Source organism: Nonomuraea africana (genome assembly GCF_014873535.1).
Classification (GTDB): Bacteria; Actinomycetota; Actinomycetes; order Streptosporangiales; family Streptosporangiaceae; genus Nonomuraea; species Nonomuraea africana.
Window position 1 is genome coordinate 3,105,499 of the sequence record NZ_JADBEF010000001.1, and the last position, 22,309, is coordinate 3,127,807.

Here is a 22,309-nt window from a genome sequence, read left to right on the forward strand (position 1 = left end):
GTCCAGGAGACAGCCCCTCATGACCCCACGCCGTCCCTCCCGGCCCCTCTCCCTCGCCTCAGGCCTGCTGCTGGCATGCGTGTCCGTAGTGGGCGGTGGCGCGCTCGCCCAGCCGTGGATCTCGCATGCCGACATCGAGCCCTCCTTACCCGAGGGGGGCTCAGGACCGTCCGCCCCCCGCTCCGAGCCGACCGCCGAGCCCGCTCCCGAACCGACGCAGGAGCCGCAACCGACGGAGAAGCCGACCGCCGAGCCCGCTCCTGAACCGACGACAACACCCACGACGGCTCCGACCACCGAGGAGCCCGCGCCCACGCAGCCCGCGCCCACCGAGGAGCCCGCGCCCACCAGCCCGGCCCCCAGCGAGCCCGCTCCCACCGCGACCGCGACGGCGACCCCTTCCTCACCTCCTGCGAGCAAGGAGCCCCCGGCCACCCCGAGACGAGCGCCCAAGCCCGACCCGAACCCGGCGCCCTCGGAGGAGCCGAAGCCCAGCGAGAAACCCAGCGACAAGCCCGCCGTCCCGGGCGTCCCGAAGCTGGAGCTCCCGGCTCTCAAGCCTCTCAAGATTCCCGGCGTCAAGACCAAGACCACTCCCAAGGCCAGCCCCACCGGCGCCACATCGGCCAAGCCCGCCCCCACAGGCAAGAGCACCCCCGCCAATCCGTCGACCCCCAAGAGCACGGTGCAGCCGAGCGCCCGCCCGACGCCCACCGTCAAGCTGCCGCCGGTCGGCCCCGAACCCGCCAAGGCACCCGAGCCCTTCAAGGCGCCCGAACCCGCCAAGGCGGCGGAGCCCGCCAAGGCGTCCGCGCCCGCGCGGGAGCCGTTGCCCGCGTCGCCCCCGCCGTCCGCGGTCGTCGCCGCCGAGCCGCGCCCCTCCGCGCCGCTCCCGTCAGCTGCGCCACCCACCGCGCCGCGCCCTTCCGCGCCGCCGTCCGCCGTGAGCGCCCCCGACAGCCGCCCCACGAGCAACGCACTCGCCTGGGACGGTCGCGCCGCCCCCGCCCCGTCCCCCCGGGCCCTCGCCCTCCATCCGCTCAACGCCCTCGGCACCAGGACCGTCCTGCCCCTGCCCGCGCTCGCCGCGCCAGTCGCCGCGTACGGCGGGGACACCTGCCTCAGCCAGACCGGCGCCGCGTGCTGGGGCACCTCGCCGTCGGTGGCGCAGCCCAGGTGGGCCTTCGTCCCGCCCGCGCCCGCGCAGCCGTTCACGGCCGGCTCCCCCGCCCCTGCCCCGGCCGCCCCGTCGCAGACCGCCGTCGGCGAGTCGGCGGGAACGGGCGCCGCGCGGACCGTCCCGGTGCCTACGATGTGCTGGGTGTTCGGGCCCGCGGCCGGTTGCGCCAGGGCAGAGGGGGGTGCCCCATGATCTCCAGAGCGCGTTCTCGCCTCGCGGTCGTCGGGCTGGTGACGGTGCTGTGCTGGAGCACGTCCGGCTTCGTCGGCGTCGCGCGGGCCGCGCCGTGCGCGCAACTCGACGACCGGCGCGGGTGGGGCCAGCCCGTCTGGTGCGCGGAGTTCGACGACTACCTCGTTCCTGAGGAGTGGGCCGTCTACGACTCACCGGGCCACGCGGGCAACGGCCGCCGCTCGCCGGGCCAGCTGTTCCTCGGTAACGGCTCCCTCTTCCTGTACGGCACGGCCGACGGCACCACGGCCGGGCTCGCCGCCAGGTACACGCAGCAGTACGGGCGGTGGGAGACGCGCATCCGCCTCTACCCCGGCGCGGGCTCGTACCACCCGGTCGCGCTGCTGTGGCCGGCCGGTGGCGGCGGCGGCGTGAAACCGAACGGCGGCGAGGAGATCGACTTCCTCGAGGTGATCAACGACCCGGAGCGGCAGCGCCCGAACTTCTTCATGCACACGCCCCAGGGCAGGGAGGAGGCGCACGCGACCCTCGACATGACCACCTGGCACACCTACGCGGTGGAGACCTCCCCCGAGGGCGTGGTCGGCTACATCGACGACCAGGAGTGGTTCAGATCGTCGGCCGCCGTCACCACGCCGATGTCGGCCTGCCTGCAGCTCGACTGGTTCCCCGGCGAGGGAACCGCGGGCGATGCGTGGATGGAGGTCGACTGGCTGCGCATCTACGCCCTGACGTGATCAGATTACTTACCATGTGGTAGGAAATGAGGGTCCGCCCATCCCGTCACGCAGGGAGCGCCATGTCGCCGACCCTTCCCCTCGTCCCCCTCCCGCAGCGAATCACCCCCTCGGCCACCGCGCTCAGGATGGGCCCGCGACCGCGGATCGGCGTGCCGTCCGGCGAGCTGCTCGGGCTCGGCGAGGTCGTCGCAGGCGTCCTGTCCCTCCTGCACGACGTGAAGCCGACGGTCGAGGTCACGGGCACGGCAGACCTGCTCCTCGTGCTCGGCCCCGCAGGACCGGACGACGCGGAGCTGGTCACGGCGCGCGGCGTCGACCCGCTGGACCACCGAGACGAGGGCGCGCGACCCGAACGGGACGAGGCACGCGAGCGCTACGAGCTGGCCGTCGGCGACGACGCGGCCACGGTGACGGCCGCCTCGGCGGCGGGCCTGTTCCGCGGGGCGACGACGTTCGCGCAGCTGGCGAGGCGGGAGGAGCCCGGCCTCGCCGTTCCCCGCGTGCGCGTCCTCGACGGCCCCGCCCTGCGCTGGCGGGGCCTGTCGCTCGACGTGGTGCGCCGGTTCTTCCCCGTCGACCAGGTCAAGAAGGTCGTCGATCTCCTGGCTCTGTACAAGTTCAACGTGCTGCACCTGCACCTCACCGACAGCCAGGCCTGGCGGCTGGAGATCACCGGCAGGCCTGAGCTGACCGACCCGCGGAACTGGCCGGGCGGCGAAGGCTCACGCAACGGCGAGGGCCGCCAGTTCTACACCCATGACGACTACCGCGAGATCGTCGCCTACGCGGCAGCGCGCTTCGTCACCGTGGTTCCCGAGATCGACCTGCCGGGCCACGCGCAGGCGGCCGTCCGCGCCTACCCCGAGCTCGCGGGCGCCGACGAGCCGGCGCACGAACTGCTGCGCTACCTCGATCCCAGGTCCGAGGCGACGCAGGGTTTCACCGCCGACGTGCTCGCCGAGGTGGCCGGGCTCACCCAGGGGGCGTTCCTGCACATCGGCGGCGACGAGGCGTTCGGGATGCCGCCCGAGCTGTACGCCGCGTTCGTGGCACGGTCGCTGGAGCTGGCCAGGGCCACCGGCAAGCGGGTGGTCGCGTGGCAGGAGGCGGCCAGGTCGGGCGCGCTCCAGCCGTCGGATGTGGCGCAGTGCTGGGTCGGCGACGGTGACGCCTTCGACCCGGAGAAGGCGCGCAGGACCGCTCCCGTCGAGTACCACCCGCTCATCGACATCGCGGCGGAGTCCTTCGAGCACGCCGGGAAAGACGCGCCGCGGGCCGTCGCCGCGGGCACCTCCGTGCTCGCCTCGCCGAGCAGCGTGCTCTACCTCGACCGCCGCTACGCCGAGGACTCCACGCGAGCCGACCAGACGGCCCGCCGTACCGAGGTGGGCATGCCCGCCTACACGCCGCGCACCAGCAGGGAGCTGTTCGGCTGGCGCCCGGCCGAGCTGCCGGAGATCCCCGAGGGAGCCCGGCTGGCCGGGGTGGAGGCGGCCGTCTGGTGCGAGAGCGTCACCTCCTTCGACGATCTCGCTTTCCTGCTGCTTCCCCGGCTGCCGGGAATCGCCGAGAAGGCGTGGACGCCCCAGGCCACGGAGTGGGCGGACTACCGCGACAGGGTGAGCGCCCACGCCTCGTGGTGGGACCGGCTGGGCTGGGACGGCTACTACCGCTCGGCGGAGCTGTTCGCGCCGCCGTACTCCAGCTCGAACGCCTGACGGCGGGCGCGCTGCTCGGCGACGTCGGCCACCGGCGCGGCCAGCAGCAGCGCTCGCGTGTAGGGGTGGCGCGGCGCGCCCGTCACGTCGGCCGCCGCGCCGCTCTCCACGATCTCGCCGCGGTGGACGACCGCGACGCGGTGGCTCACGAAGCGCACCACGGCCAGGTCGTGGGAGACGAACAGGTAGGCGACCCCCGTCTGCTCCTGGATCTCCAGCAGGAGGTCCAGGACGGTCTTCTGGGTGGTGAGGTCGAGCGCCGAGACCGGTTCGTCGCACACGATGAGCTTGGGGTCGATCGCCAGGGCGCGGGCGATCGCCACGCGCTGGCGCTGGCCGCCGGAGAACTCCCTTGGCAGCCGCTTGGCGGCGTCGGCGGGCAGCTTCACCCGGTCGAGCAGCCGGCCGACCCGCTGACGCGCCTCGCGCGCGGTGTGGCCCTGGCCGAGGAGCGGTTCGGAGAGAGTGTCGCCGATCGTCCTCGACGGGTTCAGCGAGGTGTAGGGGTCCTGGAAGATGACCTGGAGGTCGCGACCGAGCTCGCGCCTGCGCCTGGGCTTCACCCGGTCGAGGCGCTCCCCCGCGAAGGTGATGGCCCCCGACTGGACCGGGACGAGCCCCAGGATCGCCCTGCCGATCGTGGTCTTGCCCGACCCCGACTCACCGACCAGCCCGAGGGTCTCGCCCGGACGAATGTTCAGGCTCACACCGCGCAGGACCTCGACGCGCCGGACGCCCCACCCCCTTCCGGGAAAGGAGACCCGCAGGTCTTCGACAGTGAGCAGGGCGTTCACTTGACCTCCAGAGGCAGGACCGCGCCGAGCAGCTCGCGCGTGTAGGGATCCCTGGGCGTGCTCAGGACCTGCTCGGCCGTCCCGGTCTCGACGATGCGGCCGTCCCGCATCACGGCCACCCTGTCGCACAGGTCGGCGACCACGCCGAGGTTGTGCGTGACGAGCAGGACACCGAGCTCGTTCTCCCGCTGCAGCCTGCGCAGCAGGCCGAGAACCTCCGCCTGGACCCTGACGTCGAGCGCGGTGGTGGGCTCGTCGGCGATGAGCAGCTTCGGCTCGCACGACATGGCGCCCGCGATGAGGACGCGCTGCGCCATGCCGCCGGAGATCTCGTGCGGGTAGGCGTCGAAGACGCGGCGGGGATCGGCGATCTCGACCAGGCGCAGCAGTTCGAGCGCCCGGCGGGTGGCCGCGGCCCTGCGCAGGCCCAGCTTGTAGCGGATCGGCTCGACCAGCTGGCCGCCGATCGTGAAGGCAGGGTCGAGGTTGCTCATCGGCTCCTGCGGCACGTAGCCGACGAGGCTGCCCCTGAGCGTGCGATGCGCGCGCTCGGGCAGGCCGACGATCTCCTGTCCCTCGATGGTGATGCTGCCGCGCGAGACGCGTCCCGTCTCGGGCAGGATGCCGAGGATCGAGAAGGCGGTCTGCGTCTTGCCCGAGCCCGACTCGCCGACCAGGCCGACGACCTCTCCAGCGCGTACGTCGAGGTCGACGCCGTGCACCACCTCGCCGGTCCCCGGATAGGAGACCGCCAGGTCCCGCACGGACAGCAGGTGGGCGCGCTCCCCCGGCTCCCCGGGCTCCCCTTGCTCCGCCGTGCCCGCCGGCGCAGACGCCTCGAACGCCGGGGAGGCGACCGAAGCGGCAGAGGCGACCGCAGGGGCGACGCGCGGCGCCGCCGGAGCCGTGCCGCGGTCTTCGAGGACGTCGCGCAGCGCCGCGGCGAGCAGGACCAGCGCGCCGCTGGTGAGGCCGAGCGCGAGTCCAGGCCAGAGCATCAGCAGCGGCTCCCGCTGGATGTTCTTGAACGCCTCGTTCAGCATGGCGCCCCAGGTCGGGGAGTCGCCGCTGCCGATGCCGAGGAATTCGAGCCCCGCCTGCAGGCTGATCGCGATCCCCGCGACGAGCGCCACCTGGATGATGATCGGGGCGCGCACGACGGTGAGCACGTGGCGGGAGACGATGCGGGCGTCGCTCAGGCCGGAGACCTTGGCGGCGTCGACGTAGAGCTCCTTGCGCACGTTGGAGACGATGCCGCGCACCAGCCTGAAGAAGCTGGGCGCCACGAGGAAGCCCAGGACGACCATGAGGACCCACACGGTGGAGCCCAGGATGGCGCGCGAGGCGAGCAGCACCACCATCGCGGGCAGGGCCATCACCAGGTTGACCACCCAGCTGGCGGAGGAGTCGAACCAACCGCCGTAGTAGCCCGCCAGCAGACCGCTGGGCACGCCCAGCGCCAGGGCCACCGCGAGGGCGATCAGCGCGCCGCCGAGCGTGTTCCGCCCGCCGTACAGGAGTCTGGACAGGATGTCGCGGCCCGCGGAGTCGAAGCCGAGCGGATGCCCGTCGGCCGGGCCCTCGAAGGCGTGGCGCAGGCTGGACACGCCGGGCGCGTGCGCGCTGAGCACGGGGGCGAGCAGCACGGCCAGGACGACGGCGGCCAGCAGGAGGGCCGAGATCAGTCCCAGTGGGTGCCTGAGCAGCCTCACGCGATCCTCGCCTTCGGATTGAGCCACCCGATCAGGACGTCGACGACCAGGTTGATCAGGATCACGCCGATCACGCTGAACATGACCAGCGCCATGATGATGGGGATGTCGCCGCGGGTGGTGTAGGTGACGGTCATGCTGCCGATCCCGGGCAACCCGAAGATCTGCTCCACGAGGACGGCGCCGCCGAGCAGGCCGACGAACTGCATGCCGAGCACGGCCAGCGCGGGGGCCGAGGCGTTGCGGACGACGTGGACGAAGACGATCCGCCACGGCGGCAGGCCCCGCGCGCGCAGGGTGCGCACGTAGTCCTGCCGCATGACGTCGATCACCGACCCTCGGACCTGCTGCGCGACTCCCGCGATGGAGCCGACGGACAGTGAGACGATCGGCAGCGTCACCGTGGACAGCCACCCGGTGAACGACTGGCTCGGCCCCACGTACCCGATGGCGGGGAACCAGCCCAGCCGTACGGCGAAGACCAGGACGATGACCAGCGTGACCAGGAAGCCGGGCAGGGCGTAGCCCACCACGGCGAAGACCTGGACGAACCGGTCGACGGCGCCGCGCCGCACCCCTGCCCACACCCCGAGCAGGAACGACAGTACGGCGGTGACCAGGGTGACGCCGATCATCAGGCTGAGGGTGACGGGCAGCCGGTTGGCGATGGCCCTGAGCACGTTCTCGCTGGTGAACCAGGACGTGCCGAAGTCGCCGCGCACGGCGTTGGCCAGCCAGTCGAGGTACTGCACCATGGCCGGGCGGTCCAGGCCGAGCGCCGCGTTCTTCGCGTCGACGAGGTCCTGGGGCGCGCCCTGGCCGAGGAGCTGCCGCCCCACGTCGATGTGGGGGATCGACAGCAGGGTGTAGGAGAGCAAGGAGATCACGAACAGCAGGGCCACCCCCGCCGCGATCCTGCGCAGGATGAAGCTCAGCATGATCAGCCGGCGGGCGCGTAGTTGTAGATGGAGGGCACGGCCATGCCGTCCTGGGGGGCGATGGTCACGGTGCCATCGGAGACGTGGAGGTAGGTCATCCGGTAGAAGGGCAGGAACCAGCCGTCCTTGACGAGGTGCTCGTTGAGCGCCTGGAGGTCCGCCTTCGCGGCCGCGGCCGGCTTGCTCTGGATCGTGGGCAGCAGTCTCTTCACGGTGTCGTCGGTGTAGCCGAACATGTTGAACGCCCCGGGCAGGACCAGCTCGCCGACGACGACCCAGTCGGTCGAGGACTGGCCCATGTTCATGACCATGCCGGAGAAGGCGCGGTCCCTGAAGATGCGCTGGACGGCCGATCCCTGGTCGACGTCGTCCCAGACCAGCTTCACGCCGACGGCGGCGAGGTCGGTCTGCAGGGAGGCGGCCAGCGCCTCGGAGACGATCGCGGGGATGCGCGGCAGCTTGAGGGTGAAGCCGTCGGCGTGGCCCGCCGCCTTGAGCAGGTCGCGCGCCTTGTTCTGGTCGAAGGTGTAGTAGGTGTCGAGCTCGGGCTTGTAGGCGGAGGTGGCAGGCCCGAAGACCTGGCTGGTGACCGTGCCACGGCCCTGGCGGATCTTGGCCAGCATCGTCTCGCGGTCGATGGCGTGGTTGAGCGCCTGGCGCACGCGGGGGTCGCCCAGCTCGGGCGTGACGGCGCCGGCCCGGTCGAAGAGCAGGATGCCCTGGAAGTCGAAGTCCTGCTTGGTCGTCTTGACGTTCGGGTGGCCCTCGACGCTGATCTGCTGGTCGGCCTCCTGGATGAGCGCGGCGTTGACCTGGCCGGTCTTGACGCCGTTCACGATCGCGGTCTCGTTGTCGAAGTAGCTGATGGTGATCGTGTCGTAGGGCAGCTTGGCGCCCCAGTAGCCCTTGGCGCGGTTGAAGACCCACTTGGTCCCGATGACGGTCTGGCTCTGGTCCAGCTCGTAGGGCCCGGTTCCGTTGGGCCTGGTCTTCAGCGCCTCACCCTTGGCGAAGTCCGCGGGGTTGGCCATGAGTCCGGCCGCGTCGCTCAGGTAATAGAGCATCGCGGAGTTGGGCTGCGACAGCTTCAGCGTCACGTGCGTGTCGTCGACCACCTCGATGGCCTTCACGTCGTCGAGCGTCTTGGCCTGGGCGCCGCCACCCTTGCGGAAGCGCTCCATGTTCGCCTTCACGGCCTGCGCGGTGAAGGGGGTGCCGTCGTCGAACTTCACGTCGGCGCGCAGGGTGAGGGCGAGTTCGGTCTGGTCGTCGCTGAACTTCCACTCCGAGGCCAGCATCGGGCTGTAGCGGCCATCGGGCTCGCGTTTGACGAGCGTGTCGTAGACGGCCTGGAAGAACGGCAGGGCGCTGCCGTTGGCGTCGTTGGGGTCGAGGCTCTGCGGCAGGGTCATGGTCGCGATGTTCAGGGCCCGGGCGGGCGGGGCGCTGTCCGTGCCCGAACAGCCCGCGAGCACGGTGGCCGCGGCCAGCATGGCGATAAGCGCGGCGGATCTCTTCATGACGCTCACTCCGTCTCAGATTTTCGGCGAGCATACAGGCAAAACTAACCACGTGGTAGATTTAGTGCGGGCCACGCTAGTCTCGCCGTCATCAGGCATTCAGATCGCAGAAAGGCTGGTCGGTGAACGCACCGATTCCCCGTCAAGGGACCAAGGGCGAGCGCACCCGCTCACGCATCCTCGACTCAGCCATGGAGCTGTTCTCCCGCTCGGGTTTCTACGCCGTGTCCCTGCGCGACATCGCCGCGCACGCGGGCATGACCCACGCGGGGCTGCTCCATCACTTCCCCGGCAAGGACGACCTGCTCATCCAGGTGCTCGCCCGCCGCGAGGCGGTCGCGGCCGAGCAGGCCGGGTCGTCGGAGTCCGACCTCGAGCCCGAGGAGCTGCTGTCGCGGCACCTCGACCAGATCACCCTCAACATGGGGACGCCCGGGCTGGTCGGCCTGTTCGTGAAGGTCTCGGGCGAGGCGAGCGACCCGGCCCATCCCGCGCACGACTACTTCGTCCAGCGCTACCGCCGCCTGCGCAAGCGGACGGCCTGGCTGCTGTCCATCCTGTTCGACCGCGCCACGCCGCCGATCAAGCACGATCCGCACGCCGTCGCCCAGCAGCTCCTCGCCCTGGTCGACGGCCTGCAGACCCAGTGGCTGCTCGACCCCGAACAGGTCGACATGCGCGCGTCCGTCGTCGCCTTTCTCACCCAGCTCGGATTGGACCTGGAACCTGATGACCGATCTCACCCTTGAGGAGAAGGCCTCGCTCACCTCGGGGAGCGACACCTGGCACACCACGCCCGTCGGCGACAGAGTGCCCGCGCTCACGCTGTCCGACGGACCGCACGGCCTGCGCAGGCAGGCCGAGAGCGCAGACGCCCTCGGCCTCGGCGACAGCGTTCCCGCCACCTGCTTCCCGCCTGCCGTCGCGCTCGGCTCCTCGTGGGATCCGCGGCTCGCCCACCGGGTGGGCGCGGCGCTGGCCCGCGAGGCGTGCGCCCTCGGGGTGGACGTGGTGCTCGGCCCGGGCGTGAACATCAAGCGCTCTCCCTTGTGCGGGCGCACCTTCGAGTACTTCTCCGAGGACCCGCACCTCACCGGCGTGATGGGCGCGGCCGTCGTCACCGGCATCCAGTCCCTGGGCGTCGGGGCGTGCGTCAAGCACTTCGCGGTCAACAACCAGGAGACCGACCGCATGCGCGTCAGCGCGGACGTGGACGAGCAGACCCTGCGCGAGATCTACCTGCCCGCCTTCGAGCGGATCGTGCGCGAGGCGAAGCCGTACACGGTCATGTGCTCCTACAACCGGATCAACGGTGTCCACGCGAGCCAGAACCGCTGGCTGCTGACCGAGGTGCTGCGCGAGGAGTGGGGCTTCGACGGGCCGGTCATGTCGGACTGGGGCGCCGTCAACGACCGCGTCGCGGCGCTCGAGGCGGGCCTCGACCTGGAGATGCCGCCGACCGGGACCGACGAGGAGATCGTCGCGGCCGTGCGCTCGGGCCGCCTGCCCGAGGCGGTGCTCGACCGCGCGGCCGAACGCCTGCTCGGCCTCGTCCGGCGGGTCGAGGGCAGGGCCACGTTCACCGGCTGGGACGTCGACGCCCACCACGAGCTCGCCCGCGAAGCGGCCCGCGCCTCCGCCGTCCTGCTGAAGAACGACGACGACGTCCTGCCGCTGCGCTCCGGCCAGCGGATCGCCGTCGTCGGCGAGCTCGCCCGCACCCCCCGCTACCAGGGCGGCGGCAGCTCGCACGTGGTGCCCACGCGGCTCGACAGCGCGTGGGAGGCCCTCGGCCGGCCGCCGTTCGCCGCGGGCTACCGGCTGGACGGGCAGCCAGACGACGACCTCGCGCTCGAGGCGGTGGCGGCCGCGGCCGAGGCGGAGGTGATGCTGGTCTTCCTCGGCCTGCCCGAGGCCGCCGAGTCGGAGGGCTTCGACCGCACCACCATCGAGCTGCCCGCCGTCCAGGTCTCCCTCCTGCGGAAGGTGGCCGGGGTCTGCCCGAAGGTGGTCGTCGTGCTGGCCAACGGCGGCGTCGTGTCGGTGGCCGAATGGCAGGACCACGCCTCGGCGATCCTGGAGGGCTGGCTGCTCGGCCAGGCGGGCGGCGCCGCCCTCGCCGACCTGCTGCTCGGCACGCACAGCCCGTCGGGCCGCCTCGCCGAGACGATCCCCAACCGCCTCGCCGACGTCCCCTCGCACCTGCACTTCCCCGGCGGCGACGGGCACGTCCGTTACGGCGAGGGCCGCTACGTCGGCTACCGCCACTACGACACGCTGGACGCCGACGTCGCCTACCCCTTCGGCCACGGCCTGACCTACTCGCGGTTCACCTACTCCGACCTGGAGGCCAGGGAGACGGGGGCCGACGAGTGGAGCGTCGAGGTCACCGTCACCAACACGGGTGAGCGCTTCGCGCACGAGGTCGTCCAGCTGTACGTGGCCTTCGACGAGGAGCGCCCTTCGCGTCCTCGCCACGAACTGCGCGGCTTCGCCAAGGTCGGCCTGGAGCCGGGAGCCGGCGAACGCGTCCGGTTCACCCTCACCGGCAGGGACCTCGCCCAGTGGTCGGTGTCCCGCAAGGCGTGGAAGGTCGACGCCGGGCCGTTCACGGTCGAGGTCGGCGCCTCCTCGCGCGACAGCCGGCTGCGGGCCGAGCTGACCTGCCGGGGCGACGGCTACACGGCTCCGCTCGACCGGATGTCCACGCTGGGCGAATGGCTCGACCATCCCGAGGGCGGCCGCGCCCTGAAGCAGCTGCTCCAGGGCGCTCCCGGCGTCGAGCGGGCCGACCCTGCCCTGTTCCGGCTGGCGCTCGGCATCCCGCTGGCCAAGTTCAGCACCTTCGGCATCGGCCTCACCTCCGAGGTGGTGGACCGGCTCGTCGCCGCCGTCCGGGGCGAGGACGGCTAGCCGAGCCGTCCGGTGCGGGCGATCTCGCCCAGCCAGCGCGCGCTCGGCTTGACGGTGCGCCGGAAGGTCTCCCTGTCCACCGAGACCAGCCCGAAGGTGGGCGTGTAGGAGCCCCACTCGTAGTTGTCCAGCAGCGACCAGTGCAGGTAGCCGCGGACGTCGGCGCCCTCGGCCATCGCCTCCCGCAGGCCGGCCAGGGCGCCGCGGGTGTACTCGACACGCTCGGTGTCCTCGGCCGTGGCGATGCCGTTCTCGGTCACGAGGATCGGCACGCCCGGCAGCCGCGCCGCCGTGTAGCGCACGGCGTTGCCGAGGGCCGCGGGGTAGAACTCCCAGCCGGTGAGCGTACGGTGGGCGCCCTCTGGCACGGGGAGCGCGCCGTCCTCGCCGACGCGGACCCGGGTGTAGGCCTGCACCCCGATGAAGTCGTCGTCCTTGGCCACCTCGAGGAACCGGTCCTCGCGCGGCCAGGCCCACGCGTCGCTCGCGGCCTGGGCGCCGCCGGCCGCCTCGAAGTTCTGGTTGGCGATCGTCCAGCCGGACTTCAGCCCCGCCAGCTCCTCGCGGGCGGCGAGGTGCGCGGCCGCGAGAGCGTCCGCCAGGTCCTCGTCGGGCGGCGGCATGGCGCCGGCGACGCCCTCGGTGCGCGTGTCCTTCCGCATCAGGTTGGCCACCATGGCCAGCAGGTTGGGCTCGTTGATGGTGCACACCCACTCCACGCCGCCGAGGATCGGCGCCACAGCGCGCACGTAACGCCGGAATCGCGCCACGGCCGCGCCCGACAGCCAGCCGCCGTCCTGCTGGAACCACAGCGGGCTGGTGAAATGGTGCAGGGTGACCACCGGCGTGATGCCGCGTTCCAGACAGCCGTCGATCACCCGGCGATAGTGCGCCAAGGCGGCGCGGGAGAACCGCTCCTCCACCGGCTCGACCCGCGCCCACTCGATGCTGAACCGGTAGGAGTTGAAGCCCAGCTCCCGCACGATGTCGAGATCCTCGGCCCAGCGGTGGTAGCTGTCACAGGCGTCCGCGCTGCGCTCGGCGATGAACGTGCCGGGACGGTTCTCCAGCGCCCACAGGTCGCTGGCGACGTTGTTCCCCTCGGTCTGGTGAGCGCTTCCCGCCGCTCCCCACAGGAACCCTTCCGGGAATGAGCGTTCCATCCCGCCTGCCCTTCTTCCTGGCGATATGACGACAAAAATCTACCACGTGGTTAGTTTTTGCCCGATCGCCAGGACGGGCAGCCGTCGCCCGTGCTTCTGAACCGGGCGCGGTAGGCCGCGGGAGGCACGCCCAGCTCGCGGGCGAAGGCCCTGCGCATCGTCTCGGGCGAGCCGAAACCCGACCGGCGGGCGACCACGTCGAGCGGCTGGTCACCCGTCTCCAGGAGGTTCTTCGCCCGCTCCATGCGGGCCCGCTCGACGTAGCGCGCGGGAGTGGTGCCGAGCTCCTGGCGGAAGAGCCTGGTCAGCTGGCGCACGCTCACCCCCGCCCGGCCGGCCATCGCCTGATGCCCGCTGTCCAGCCTGACGCGGGCAGCATGCGCCGCGCGATCACGGTCGCGGCCGTGGGCCCCGCCATGAAGCCGGCGCCGAAGACGACGGCGGACAGGAGGGCGGCGCCCGGCCCGGGAGGCATGAGCAGGACGGGAAGGACGCCGAGGAAGACCAGCGCCGCGACGAGCGCGGGCGCGTGCCCCGCGCGCAGGAGCCCGCACAGATGTCCCCAGACGGTGAGCGTGGCGACGACCGACGCCGCGCCGAGGACGACGAAGAACAGCGCGGCCGTCGACGCGCCGAGCCCCTGCGACCTCAGCAGCGCGATCACGAAGGTCATGTAGCTGACGTAACCCGCGCCGAACAGGACGTACCAGACGAACGTCGGCCCAAGGTGGCGGATCTGCGCGGCCGACAGCGTGGCCGCGTGCGGCCCGTTCGCCTCGGGCACCGCCCTGGCGCCGAGCCAGGCGGGCACGAGCGCGATCACGGCCAGCACGCCCATGAGCAGCCAGCCCGTCCGCCAGCCCGCGTCGCCCGAGGACAGCGCGGCGGGAACGACCAGGCCCGAGATGATCACACCGATGCCCACGCCGACCATGTAGACGGCGACGAGCGAGGCCGAACGGCGCAGCGGGGCGCCGATGGCGACGCGCGAGGCCAGCGCCGAGCCCACGACGAAGGCGACCGCGGTGCTGAACCCGCCGGCGAACCGCAGGACGAGCAGGGCGGCCAGTTCCGCGGTCGCCGCCGTCGCGAGCAGCGCGGCACCGCTGACGGCGAGGCTCCACAGGAACGCGGCCCGGCCACCGCCCTTCCTCGCCCAGAAGGCCGCGCTCGCGGCGCCCAGAAGGTATCCGAGGGCGTTCGCGGTGTTCATGCCGCCTGCCTGGGTGTAGCTCCAGTGCAGTTCCCTGTGCATGGGCGGCAGCAGCAGCGCGTAGGCGAAGCGGGTGAATCCGAGCGCCACGACCGGTCCCGCGGCCAGGCCCAGCGCGACGAGCGTCTGCCGCACCAGGCTCGTCCGCCATTCGGCGGAGATCGCGGTCATGATCTCTCCTTTCGTCGTCTGTCACCCCTCATCAAGTCCGGGGACGCCGCTTTCCATGGCCGTGGTTCCGGCCGTCCGTCCCTCGGATCCGGCCACGGTCTTTCTGCGATCATGTGGGGGTGAACCAGAAGAGACTGAGTCGCCGGGAGATCTCCGCAGCCGTCACCGACCTGAGCTGGCGCTTTGTGCTGGGGGTCGTGCGCACCTCGGTACCCGTGGCCTCGCTGGCGCAGGCGGCCGCGGTCGCCGCCCGCGCGGTGGCCGCGGCCGGCGCCGACGGCGAGGGCAGTCTGTCGATCGACCTTCGCGGGGACCGGGCGATCCTGAGCCTGCACTCGCCGGCCACCGCCTGGGTGACGCCGTTCGAGATCGAGCTCGCCCACCGGATCTCCGCGGCCGTGAGTGAGCTCGGGCTGCGTACCGACGCCGAGGTCGGCGGCCAGGGGCAGCGGTCGGTCCAACTGGTCGAGATCGCGATCGACGCGCTCGACATCGCCGCGATCCGTCCGTTCTGGAAGGCGGTGATGGGATACGGCGACGAGGCGGGCAGGTCGGGCGCCGAGGACCCGCTCGTCGATCCCGCCGGTCAGGGTCCGGCGATCTGGTTCCAGCAGATGGAGGCGCCGCGACCGCAGCGCAACCGGATCCACCTCGACATCTCGGTTCCGCACGACGAGGCCCCGCAGCGCATCAAGGCCGCGCTGGACGCGGGCGGAACGTTGCTGTCCGACGCCGCCGCGCCCGCCTTCTGGGTGCTGGCCGACGCGGAGGGCAACGAGGCCTGCGTGACGACGTGGCAGGGCAGGGACTGAGCCGTCACCACCCGGGCCGATCAGGGGCCGATCGCGTGTCCACTCGCCACGGTTTCCACGCCCAGGACGTCTTTTGAGCTGGACTCGGCCCGCTCAACCGGCGCCGACGCCAGCGCCTTCTCGCAGGTCTCGCCGCAGCGTATGGGCGTGGTGCAGGTAGTGCCGGGCGAGAGTGGTGCGGCCCGCCGACCGGTACAGCTCGCCGAGCGTCTGGAACGCGGCGGCCTCTCCGCTCCTGTCGCCGAGTTGCTGGAAGATCACCAGTGACCGCTCCAGCTGGTCGGAGCCTTGGGACCGGTCCCCGTTGACCGCCTGCAGGCCGCCGAGGTTCTGCATGGCGTAGGCCCCGCAGTGCCTGTCGCCGAGCGTCTCGAAGATGCCGAGCGCGCGCTCGTGCACGCGCATCGCCCTGTCGGATTCGGCGGCCAGGCCGTACAGGCGCCCCAGCTGCATGGACACGCTGCCTTCACGATGGGCGTCGCCGAGCTCCTCGGCCAGCCGGAGCGCCTGCCCCAGCCACCTCGAGGCCTGGCCGAGATCCTGCAAGGTCAGGTACACGCGTCCGATCGCCTGCCGCGCGTAGGCCTCGCCGCTCGTGTCGTCCATCGCGAGGAACATGGACAGCGCCTGCCTGAAGTAGCCGAGCGCCTTGAGGCGGTCGCCGGAGAACTGGCTGGCCGCTCCCAGCCCGCAGATCGAGATGGCCTCGCCGCGCCTGTCACCCAGCTCGTGGAAGATCGCGCGTGATCGCCTGAGCATCTCCTCCGCCTCGGCGTACCGATCCTGGTACAGGCACACCTGGGCCAGGCCGCGGAGCATGGCGGCCTCACCGTTGAGGTCCCCGGCCATGCGCGCGGACTCCAGCGCGATCTGATGGGTGTGTCGCCACTCCTCGAACCGGCAGTGGAGGTCGAAGTAGGGGACGAGCGCCGCGGCGAGGCCCCACGAGGCCTGCGTCAGCCCGGCGTCGGCGGCCAGCCGTACGGCACCGACCAACGACTCCCGCTCGGCGTCGAGCCACGAGAGAGGGTCGGCGGTCAGGCGTCCGAAGGTGTCTCCCGCGGGGTCCCATCGGGGCGCCGTCGCGGACGTCAGGCTGAACAGTGTGGTCGGCAGCCGTGCCGAGGCCTGCTCCGTGGCGCTCATCCACGCGCCGAGCACTCTGGTCAGCGCGTGACGCTCGGCGTCGCCGCCCGCCTTCTCCCTGGCGTTGCAGCGGGCCAGATCGTGCAGCTGGTAGCGGAGCTGGCCGATGGCGTCCGTGCCCGCCAGCCGCACGAGGTTCACATCCACGAGGGCGTCCACCACGGTCTCGGTCCTGTGGCGGTCCAGGACCGCGTCGACCACCCAGCCCGGCATGGGTCGCGGGCCGAGCAGGCCCAGCGTCCTGTAGGCGGTGGCCACGTCGTCGGGCAGCTGCCGGTACGTGCGGTCGTAGGAGTCGCGTACCTCCAGGTCGCCGGCTCTCAGCTCGTCGAGCCGGTTCGCCTCGTCGTCCAGCCGCTGCCGCAGCACGCTCAGCGGCCAGCCGGGCCGTCCCGCGAGCCTGGCTCCCGCGATCCTGACGGCGAGCGGCAGATAGCCGCACAGGCGCACGATCGTCGCGGCGGCCTCCCTCTCCTCTCGCAGCCGTTCGACGCCCACGATCTTCTCCAGGAGCTCCTCGGCCTCGGTGGGTGACAGAACGTCCAGGTCCAGCTGCATCGCGCCGGGCAGCTCCGTGATCCGCCGCCGGCTCGTCACGAGCACCGCGCAACCGTTGCCGGGCAGCAGCGTCCGCACCTGTGCCGCGTCGGCGGCGTCGTCCAGGAAGACGAGCATGGGGCGTTCCGCCAGTAAGGAGCGGTACAGGGCGGCACGTTCGTGCGCCGTGGGCGGCAGGTCCTTGTCACCGATCCCGAGCGCGCGCAGCGCCTCCGCCAGGAGCTCGGCCGGGTCGGCGGGAGCCGGGGCCGTACCGCCGAGGCTGAGGTAGAGCTGCCCCGCGGGATAGTCGGCCCGTACGGCCCGCGCGCAGTGCACGGCGAGCGCCGACTTGCCCACGCCCGGCGGCCCCACGACCACCGCGATCGTCGGCGGCCCCTCCGGCTGCCGCCCCGCCGCCGCCAGGGCCCGCGACAGGGCGGCGACGGCGTCGGCTCTCCCCGTGAAGTCGAGGATGTCCGGCGGGAGCTGCTGGGGCGCGACGACGCTTCGTGCGGAGCTCGACTGTGACTGCTGGAGAGCGTTCGCCGCGGGTACGGCGGGCGGTGACTCTCCCGCGAGGACCGCGGCGTGCACCATGCGCAGGTCGGGCCCTGGCTCGACGCCGAGCTCGTCGACCAGTTGCCGCCTGACCGTCTTGTAGGCCTGCAGCGCCTCGGCCTGCCGTCCGCTGCCGTGCAGGGCGAGCATCAGCTGCCGCCAGAGATCCTCCCTGAAGGGATGAACCGTGACCAGCTCCCTCAGGTGGCCGATCGCGGCCGCGTACTCCCCTCTCGCCATTCTCATGGCGGCCAGCTCCTCGGTGGCGCCGAACCGCGCCTCCGTGAGCGAGAGCAGCCTTTCGTCCCACAACGGGCTGGCCGGCAGGTCGCCCAACGGCGTGCCCCGCCAGAGCGCGAGCGCCCTGCGCAGGTGCTCGGACGCCTCCTCGGCACCGCCCGCCGCCCTCGCCTTGGCGAGCAGGTTCTCGAACAGCAGCGCGTCGAGCTGTTCGACCCCCAGCTCGATCGCATAGCCGGACGGCCTGGCCAGGATCTGCGCGCCGACCGCGGCGAGGGTTCCCCGCAAGGAGCTGACGTAGGTACGGAGGTTGGCCAGCGCGGACTGCGGACGGCGCTGTGGCCACAGCACCTCCACGAGCAGATCCGAACTGACCACCCGGTTCGCGTCGAGCAGCAGCGAGGCCAGCAGGACTCGCGGCTTGGTGCCCGCGACGGGAAGTGTTCCCTCCGGCATCCGGACCAGCAAAGAGCCGAGAACGCTGAAGACAGGCTGATCAACCACCATGACGCAGGTACTCCTCAATGGAGGCTTGCCGCTGGTTGCTGTGCGTACTGGAAGCTCTTTATACCGATTTCGGATGTTCTTTGTATGGATTCCTCGCAGTCTTGACCCCCAGCAAGAGCCTTTCGACAGCACCACCGGACAGCACATGGCGCGAGCCGGGCCTTCGTCTCTCGCGCCGCAGAAAGGATCCGCATGAGACTCAACGGGGTGCTCACAGCGGGGTTGGTCCTGCTACCCGGCCTTCTCGGGTTAACCGGCGCGACGGCCGCGGCCGCCGCGAACCCACCGGCCGGTCCCACTCCGAGCCCCACGGCCGCGCAGCCGAGCTCTACGGCCACGCCGCCCCCCGCGGCCGGCGAGGACAACGACCCGCCGAACGAGGCCACTGTGGCCGAGCGATCGGCCACGGTCATGGCGAGCACCGACTTCCAGCTCCCCTTCCCCTGTGGCCAGACCTGGGTCGGCAAGAACAGCGGGAGCAGCGCCCACAGGGCGTGGGAGATCGACTTCAACAGGGGCGGTACGGCGGACGCCGACCGCGGAGACGCCGTCGTCGCGGCCGCCGCCGGCACGGTGGTCATCTCCTCCCACCAGGGCTCGCTCAACGGATTCGGTAACCTCGTCAAGATCGACCACGGCGGCGGCTGGACGACCTTCTACGCGCACCTGACGAACCGCACCGTCAGCGCGGGCGCCCGCGTCGCCCAGGGCCAGCAGATCGGCACGGTCGGCAACACCAGCAGACCGGGCAACGCCATCTCGCCCCACCTGCACTACGAGGTCCGTCAGGGCGGGGGCTACCCCGACACCATCCGCAAGGCCGTCTTCAACGGAGCCACGTTCGGCTACCCGATCCAGACCCTCACGTCGAACAACAAGTGCGGCGGCGGAGGCGGCGGCGCCAACCCGCACACCGCGCAGTCGGTCTGCGGCAGCGGCTACAAGGTCGTCGACTCCGCGGCTTTGGGCACGGCGGGCACCGTCTACCTGCTCTACAGCGTGGGCACCGGCAAGAACTGCGTCGCCACGATCAAGAAGAGCTCGCTCGGCAAGGCCACCGCCACCACCGCCTATCTGGAGGTGCAGGGCAAGAGCCGTGTCACCGACAGCGGCAACTTCGCCTACTTCGCCGGCCCCGTACAGGCCAGCGCGCCGGGCAAGTGCGTCAAGTGGGGCGGCAAGGCTGGCTCCGCCGTCTACAACAGCCCCTTCGAGCACTGCGGCTGACGCGTGAGAACCCCCCAACCCTTCGAGGAGAACCTGTGAAGGCTCGACTCCGCCGTTCGGCTGCCCTGCTGGCCGGCTCGCTCATCCCCCTCTCCCTCCTGATGGGACAGCCGGCCAGCGCCGTCTCCGCTGATCCCATGACCGACGCGTTCGCCCGCGCGGCCACGACCTACGAGGTGCCGCGCGACCTGCTGGTCACGCTCGCCTTCGCCGAGACCCATCTCGACGGGCACGACGGCGAGCCCAGCGCGAGCGGCGGCTACGGCGTGATGCACCTGGTGAGCAACCCCACCGCGCACACGTTGGAGCGCGCGGCCACGCTGACGAACCAGCCGCTCTCCGCGCTGAAGACCGACGACGCGGCCAACATCGTGGGCGGCGCGGCCGTCCTTCGCGCCTACGCCGACGACCTCGGCCTCGACGCGACGGCCCGCAAGGACCCGGCGAAGTGGTACCCCGTGGTGGCCAAGTACGGCAACGCCGCCTCGCCCGACGTCGCCAGGCTCTACGCCGACACCGTCTACGACCTGCTGGCCGAGGGCGTCGACGCCGACACGCCGGCCGGTGAGAGCGTCACCGTGCGGCCGCAGGCCGTCGAGCCCGACCGCGGCGCCTACGCCAGGGCGCGCGACCTGAACACCAGCGCGGCGGCTGCCGCCGTGGACTACCCCTCGGCCCACTGGGTGCCGGCACACAGCAGCAACTACGCGATCTCCAGCCGTCCCACCAGCGACGCGATCGACCGCATCGTCATCCACGTGGCCCAGGGTTCCTACGCCGGGACGATCTCCTGGTTCCAGACGGGACCCAGGCCCAACCCCACCTCCGCGCACTACGTCGTGCGCTCCTCCGACGGCGACATCACCCAGATGGTGAGGGAGAAGGACAGGGCCTTCCACGCGGGCGACTACAACAGGCGCTCGGTCGGCATCGAGCACGAGGGCTTCGTCGACAACGCCTCCTGGTTCACCGACACCATGTACCGGGCCTCGGCGGCGCTGACCCGCAACATCGCCGACAGGTACGGCATCCCCAAGGACCGCACCCACATCGTCGGACACCACCAGGTCCCCGGCGCCGACCACACCGACCCCGGCCCGCACTGGGACTGGACCAAGTACATGCAGTACGTCACCAACGGCAGCGGCGGCAACCCGCACACCGCCGAGTCGGTGTGCGGCAGCGGGTACACGGTGATCGACTCGGCGGCACTCGGCACGGCGGGCACCGTCTACCTGCTGTACAACTCGGGCAACGGCTACAACTGCGTGGCCACCATCAAGCGGACCTCGCTCGGCACGCCCACCGCCACCAGCGCCTATCTGGAGGTGCAGGGCAGGACGCGCGTCACCGACTCGGGCAACTTCGCGTACTACGCGGGTCCCGTGCGCGCCAGCGCGGCCGACAAGTGCGTCAAGTGGGGTGGCAAGGCAGGCTCGGCGGTCTACGACAGCCCCTTCGAGCACTGCGGCTAGGCCAGCCGCTCTACCGGCACTGATCCGCAGGACGTGCGCCCGCTCTCCCGTCGTGGAGGGCGGGCGCTCGCGCGCTTGGGCGCCCGGCCAGCTCTCCGGCGTCTCCTGATCTCCAGGCGCGTCGTGAATCTCGACGACGACGAGGATCATGAGTCGCGGACGGGGGTCACTGGCCGGCCCTTTCTCGGAAACGGATCAGGCGACGGGGGCCAGGCCCATGGTGTGCGCGACCGCGGCCGCCTCCGTGCGCGAGCCGACCTCGAGCTTCTCCAGGATGTTGGCCACGTGGAACTTCACCGTGTGCTCGCTGATGTGCAGGTGCTCGGCGATCTGCCGGTTGCGCCGCCCGAGCGCGAGCTGCTGCAGGACCTCCAGCTCGCGCGGGTTGAGCGTGTCGAGAGGTCCTGGTCGCGGCCCTTCCAGCGGGGTGAGGGGCAGCGTGGCGGTCACCGTGGTGCCCCATTGGGGGACCGCGTCGATCGTCAGTTCGCCACCCAGCGCGTCGACCAGCTCGGCCAAGCGGTGCAGGACGAAAGTGTCGGCGGCCAGCGTTCCGGGCCCGTCGTCGCGGACGCTGATGCGCAGCTCGCTGTCCGCCGCCTCCCAGCCCGCCCTGATCCTGCCGATGCCGCCCTGGTCGAGCATGGTCAGTACGGCGCTGCGAACCACCGCCCGCGCGGCGTTGGCGACGTCGGCGGGTACGGCCCGCTCCCGCTCCCGAGGCCCCGCGAGCTCGAGCGACACCTCGCTGTACCGGGTCAGCGGCAGCAGCTTGTCGGCCAGCCGGTCGAAGGCCGCCCCCGCGCTCTCCTCGGTGAGCGAGCGGTCCAGATCGGTGGCGGCCCGCAGGTCGATCAGCGCGGCGACCGCGAGGCCGGTGGCCGTCGTGCGGGCGGTGGCGTCGTCGAGGCCGGGGCTGCGCAGCGCCCCCAGGATCGAGGTGAGAGTGGCGGAGTGGGCCTCGGTGAGCTCGGCGATCGCTCTGGTCCGCTCGCTCGCCACGAAGCGGTTGCTGGCGAAGGCGGAAGGCGTCTGGTTCGCGGCACGTTCGGCCACCTGCAGGCTGACCAGGTCCCACCAGCGCCGCGCCAGTTCGCGAGCGGCTTCGCTCGGCGGGAGCGCGTCCGCAGTCACGATCACCAGCAGGGCGCCCGACGTGTCCGGCGGGGTGGCGGCGATCGCCAGCGCCTGCCTGGGCTCACCCGCCAGCGGCGCGGTGCCGAACCACGGGACGCCGACGTCGACCCGGCTGCCGAGCCTGGCCAGCTCGGTGCTGGTGATCCGCTCGGTGAGCGCGGCCTGACCGTGCGTCCGCATCGGGTGGCGGGCGCAGTCGCCGGTGAGCATCGCCAGCGCCCGGTGCGGCACCACGTCGGCCAGCATCCGGGACAGTGGGGCCAGAATCTCACCAGGCGGCGCCGACAACACGGTGAATACCGAGGTGAGCAGGTGGCGAGCGTCCATGGCCTCACCCTAGGCGATCTCCGCCGCAGAGCCTGCCGCTCTTCGGGCTAGGTGGAACCGCTCGAACGGCCGGTGCCGCTCGGCCG

Annotated in this window: 17 protein-coding genes; 8 read left to right on the top strand and 9 right to left on the bottom strand. The window is 71.8% G+C overall.

The genetic code is table 11. The features are described from left to right. The first annotated feature begins 19 nt into the window (after positions 1-19). The 3 genes from H4W81_RS14695 to H4W81_RS14705 all read left to right on the top strand — a co-directional run bounded on the left by H4W81_RS14695 (position 20) and on the right by H4W81_RS14705 (position 3,830). Positions 20-1,372: a hypothetical protein gene (locus H4W81_RS14695; RefSeq protein WP_192775320.1), complete on the top strand. Its 1,353-nt coding sequence runs from the start codon at positions 20-22 to the stop codon at positions 1,370-1,372. Continuing rightward, positions 1,369-2,109 (top strand): glycoside hydrolase family 16 protein, encoded by a 741-nt coding sequence (locus tag H4W81_RS14700; protein ID WP_192775321.1) that lies wholly within the window; start codon positions 1,369-1,371, stop codon positions 2,107-2,109. Before H4W81_RS14695 ends, H4W81_RS14700 begins: the two co-directional genes overlap by 4 nt. Positions 2,110-2,171: 62 nt before the next feature. Next, entirely contained in the window at positions 2,172-3,830 is a 1,659-nt protein-coding gene (locus tag H4W81_RS14705; protein WP_192775322.1) for a family 20 glycosylhydrolase, read from the top strand. Here the strand turns inward: H4W81_RS14705 and H4W81_RS14710 are convergent. Genes H4W81_RS14710 through H4W81_RS14725 form a run of 4 tightly spaced genes read right to left on the bottom strand, consistent with a single transcriptional unit; the run spans position 3,779 to position 8,794 of the window. Next, positions 3,779-4,624: an ATP-binding cassette domain-containing protein gene (locus tag H4W81_RS14710; RefSeq protein WP_318781742.1), complete on the bottom strand. Its 846-nt coding sequence runs from the start codon at positions 4,622-4,624 to the stop codon at positions 3,779-3,781. The two genes, H4W81_RS14705 and H4W81_RS14710, sit on opposite strands and share 52 nt — an antisense overlap. After that, positions 4,621-6,336, bottom strand: coding sequence for a dipeptide/oligopeptide/nickel ABC transporter permease/ATP-binding protein (locus H4W81_RS14715; protein WP_318781743.1), 1,716 nt, complete (start codon positions 6,334-6,336; stop codon positions 4,621-4,623). Before H4W81_RS14715 ends, H4W81_RS14710 begins: the two co-directional genes overlap by 4 nt. Next, positions 6,333-7,274 (bottom strand): ABC transporter permease, encoded by a 942-nt coding sequence (locus H4W81_RS14720; protein WP_192775324.1) that lies wholly within the window; start codon positions 7,272-7,274, stop codon positions 6,333-6,335. The genes H4W81_RS14715 and H4W81_RS14720 overlap by 4 nt, the downstream gene beginning before the upstream one ends. A gap of 2 nt (positions 7,275-7,276) precedes the next feature. Further along, a complete protein-coding gene (locus H4W81_RS14725) occupies positions 7,277-8,794 on the bottom strand; it encodes an ABC transporter substrate-binding protein (protein WP_192775325.1) in 1,518 nt (505 codons plus the stop codon). A gap of 122 nt (positions 8,795-8,916) precedes the next feature. On the opposite strand from H4W81_RS14725, the gene H4W81_RS49310 reads away from it, so the two are divergent. After that, a complete protein-coding gene (locus H4W81_RS49310) occupies positions 8,917-9,543 on the top strand; it encodes a TetR/AcrR family transcriptional regulator (RefSeq protein WP_318781744.1) in 627 nt (208 codons plus the stop codon). Beyond that, on the top strand, positions 9,524-11,707 hold the full coding sequence (locus tag H4W81_RS14735; RefSeq protein ID WP_192775326.1) for a glycoside hydrolase family 3 C-terminal domain-containing protein: 2,184 nt from the start codon (positions 9,524-9,526) through the stop codon (positions 11,705-11,707). The genes H4W81_RS49310 and H4W81_RS14735 overlap by 20 nt, the downstream gene beginning before the upstream one ends. Here H4W81_RS14735 and H4W81_RS14740 read toward each other — a convergent pair. The 3 genes from H4W81_RS14740 to H4W81_RS14750 are packed head-to-tail and all read right to left on the bottom strand — an operon-like array spanning position 11,704 to position 14,254. Beyond that, complete coding sequence (locus H4W81_RS14740; RefSeq protein WP_192775327.1) at positions 11,704-12,870, bottom strand: glycoside hydrolase family 1 protein; 1,167 nt, start codon at positions 12,868-12,870, stop codon at positions 11,704-11,706. The genes H4W81_RS14735 and H4W81_RS14740 overlap by 4 nt on opposite strands. Positions 12,871-12,920: 50 nt before the next feature. Beyond that, on the bottom strand, positions 12,921-13,187 hold the full coding sequence (locus H4W81_RS14745; RefSeq protein WP_318781745.1) for a helix-turn-helix domain-containing protein: 267 nt from the start codon (positions 13,185-13,187) through the stop codon (positions 12,921-12,923). A gap of 2 nt (positions 13,188-13,189) precedes the next feature. After that, entirely contained in the window at positions 13,190-14,254 is a 1,065-nt protein-coding gene (locus H4W81_RS14750) for a YbfB/YjiJ family MFS transporter (RefSeq protein WP_192775329.1), read from the bottom strand. A gap of 119 nt (positions 14,255-14,373) precedes the next feature. Between H4W81_RS14750 and H4W81_RS14755 the strand changes: the two genes are divergently transcribed. Continuing rightward, complete coding sequence (locus H4W81_RS14755; protein ID WP_318781746.1) at positions 14,374-15,066, top strand: VOC family protein; 693 nt, start codon at positions 14,374-14,376, stop codon at positions 15,064-15,066. 93 nt (positions 15,067-15,159) lie between these two features. On the opposite strand, the gene H4W81_RS14760 is transcribed toward H4W81_RS14755, so the two are convergent. After that, positions 15,160-18,057 (bottom strand): AfsR/SARP family transcriptional regulator, encoded by a 2,898-nt coding sequence (locus H4W81_RS14760; protein ID WP_192775330.1) that lies wholly within the window; start codon positions 18,055-18,057, stop codon positions 15,160-15,162. 192 nt (positions 18,058-18,249) lie between these two features. Here H4W81_RS14760 and H4W81_RS14765 point away from each other — a divergent pair, with 192 nt between their 5' ends. Together H4W81_RS14765 and H4W81_RS14770 are read left to right on the top strand one after the other, a co-directional pair. Then, entirely contained in the window at positions 18,250-19,284 is a 1,035-nt protein-coding gene (locus H4W81_RS14765; RefSeq protein ID WP_192775331.1) for a M23 family metallopeptidase, read from the top strand. A gap of 35 nt (positions 19,285-19,319) precedes the next feature. Next, the gene (locus tag H4W81_RS14770; protein WP_192775332.1) at positions 19,320-20,759 is read left to right on the top strand and encodes an N-acetylmuramoyl-L-alanine amidase; all 1,440 of its coding nucleotides are present in this window, start codon (positions 19,320-19,322) and stop codon (positions 20,757-20,759) included. Positions 20,760-20,954: 195 nt separating this feature from the next. Here the strand turns inward: H4W81_RS14770 and H4W81_RS49315 are convergent, their stop codons facing one another. Further along, positions 20,955-22,223 carry a helix-turn-helix transcriptional regulator gene (locus H4W81_RS49315; RefSeq protein WP_192775333.1) on the bottom strand — a complete coding sequence of 423 codons (1,269 nt, stop codon included), beginning with the start codon at positions 22,221-22,223 and terminating at the stop codon, positions 20,955-20,957. Positions 22,224-22,309 lie beyond the last annotated feature (86 nt).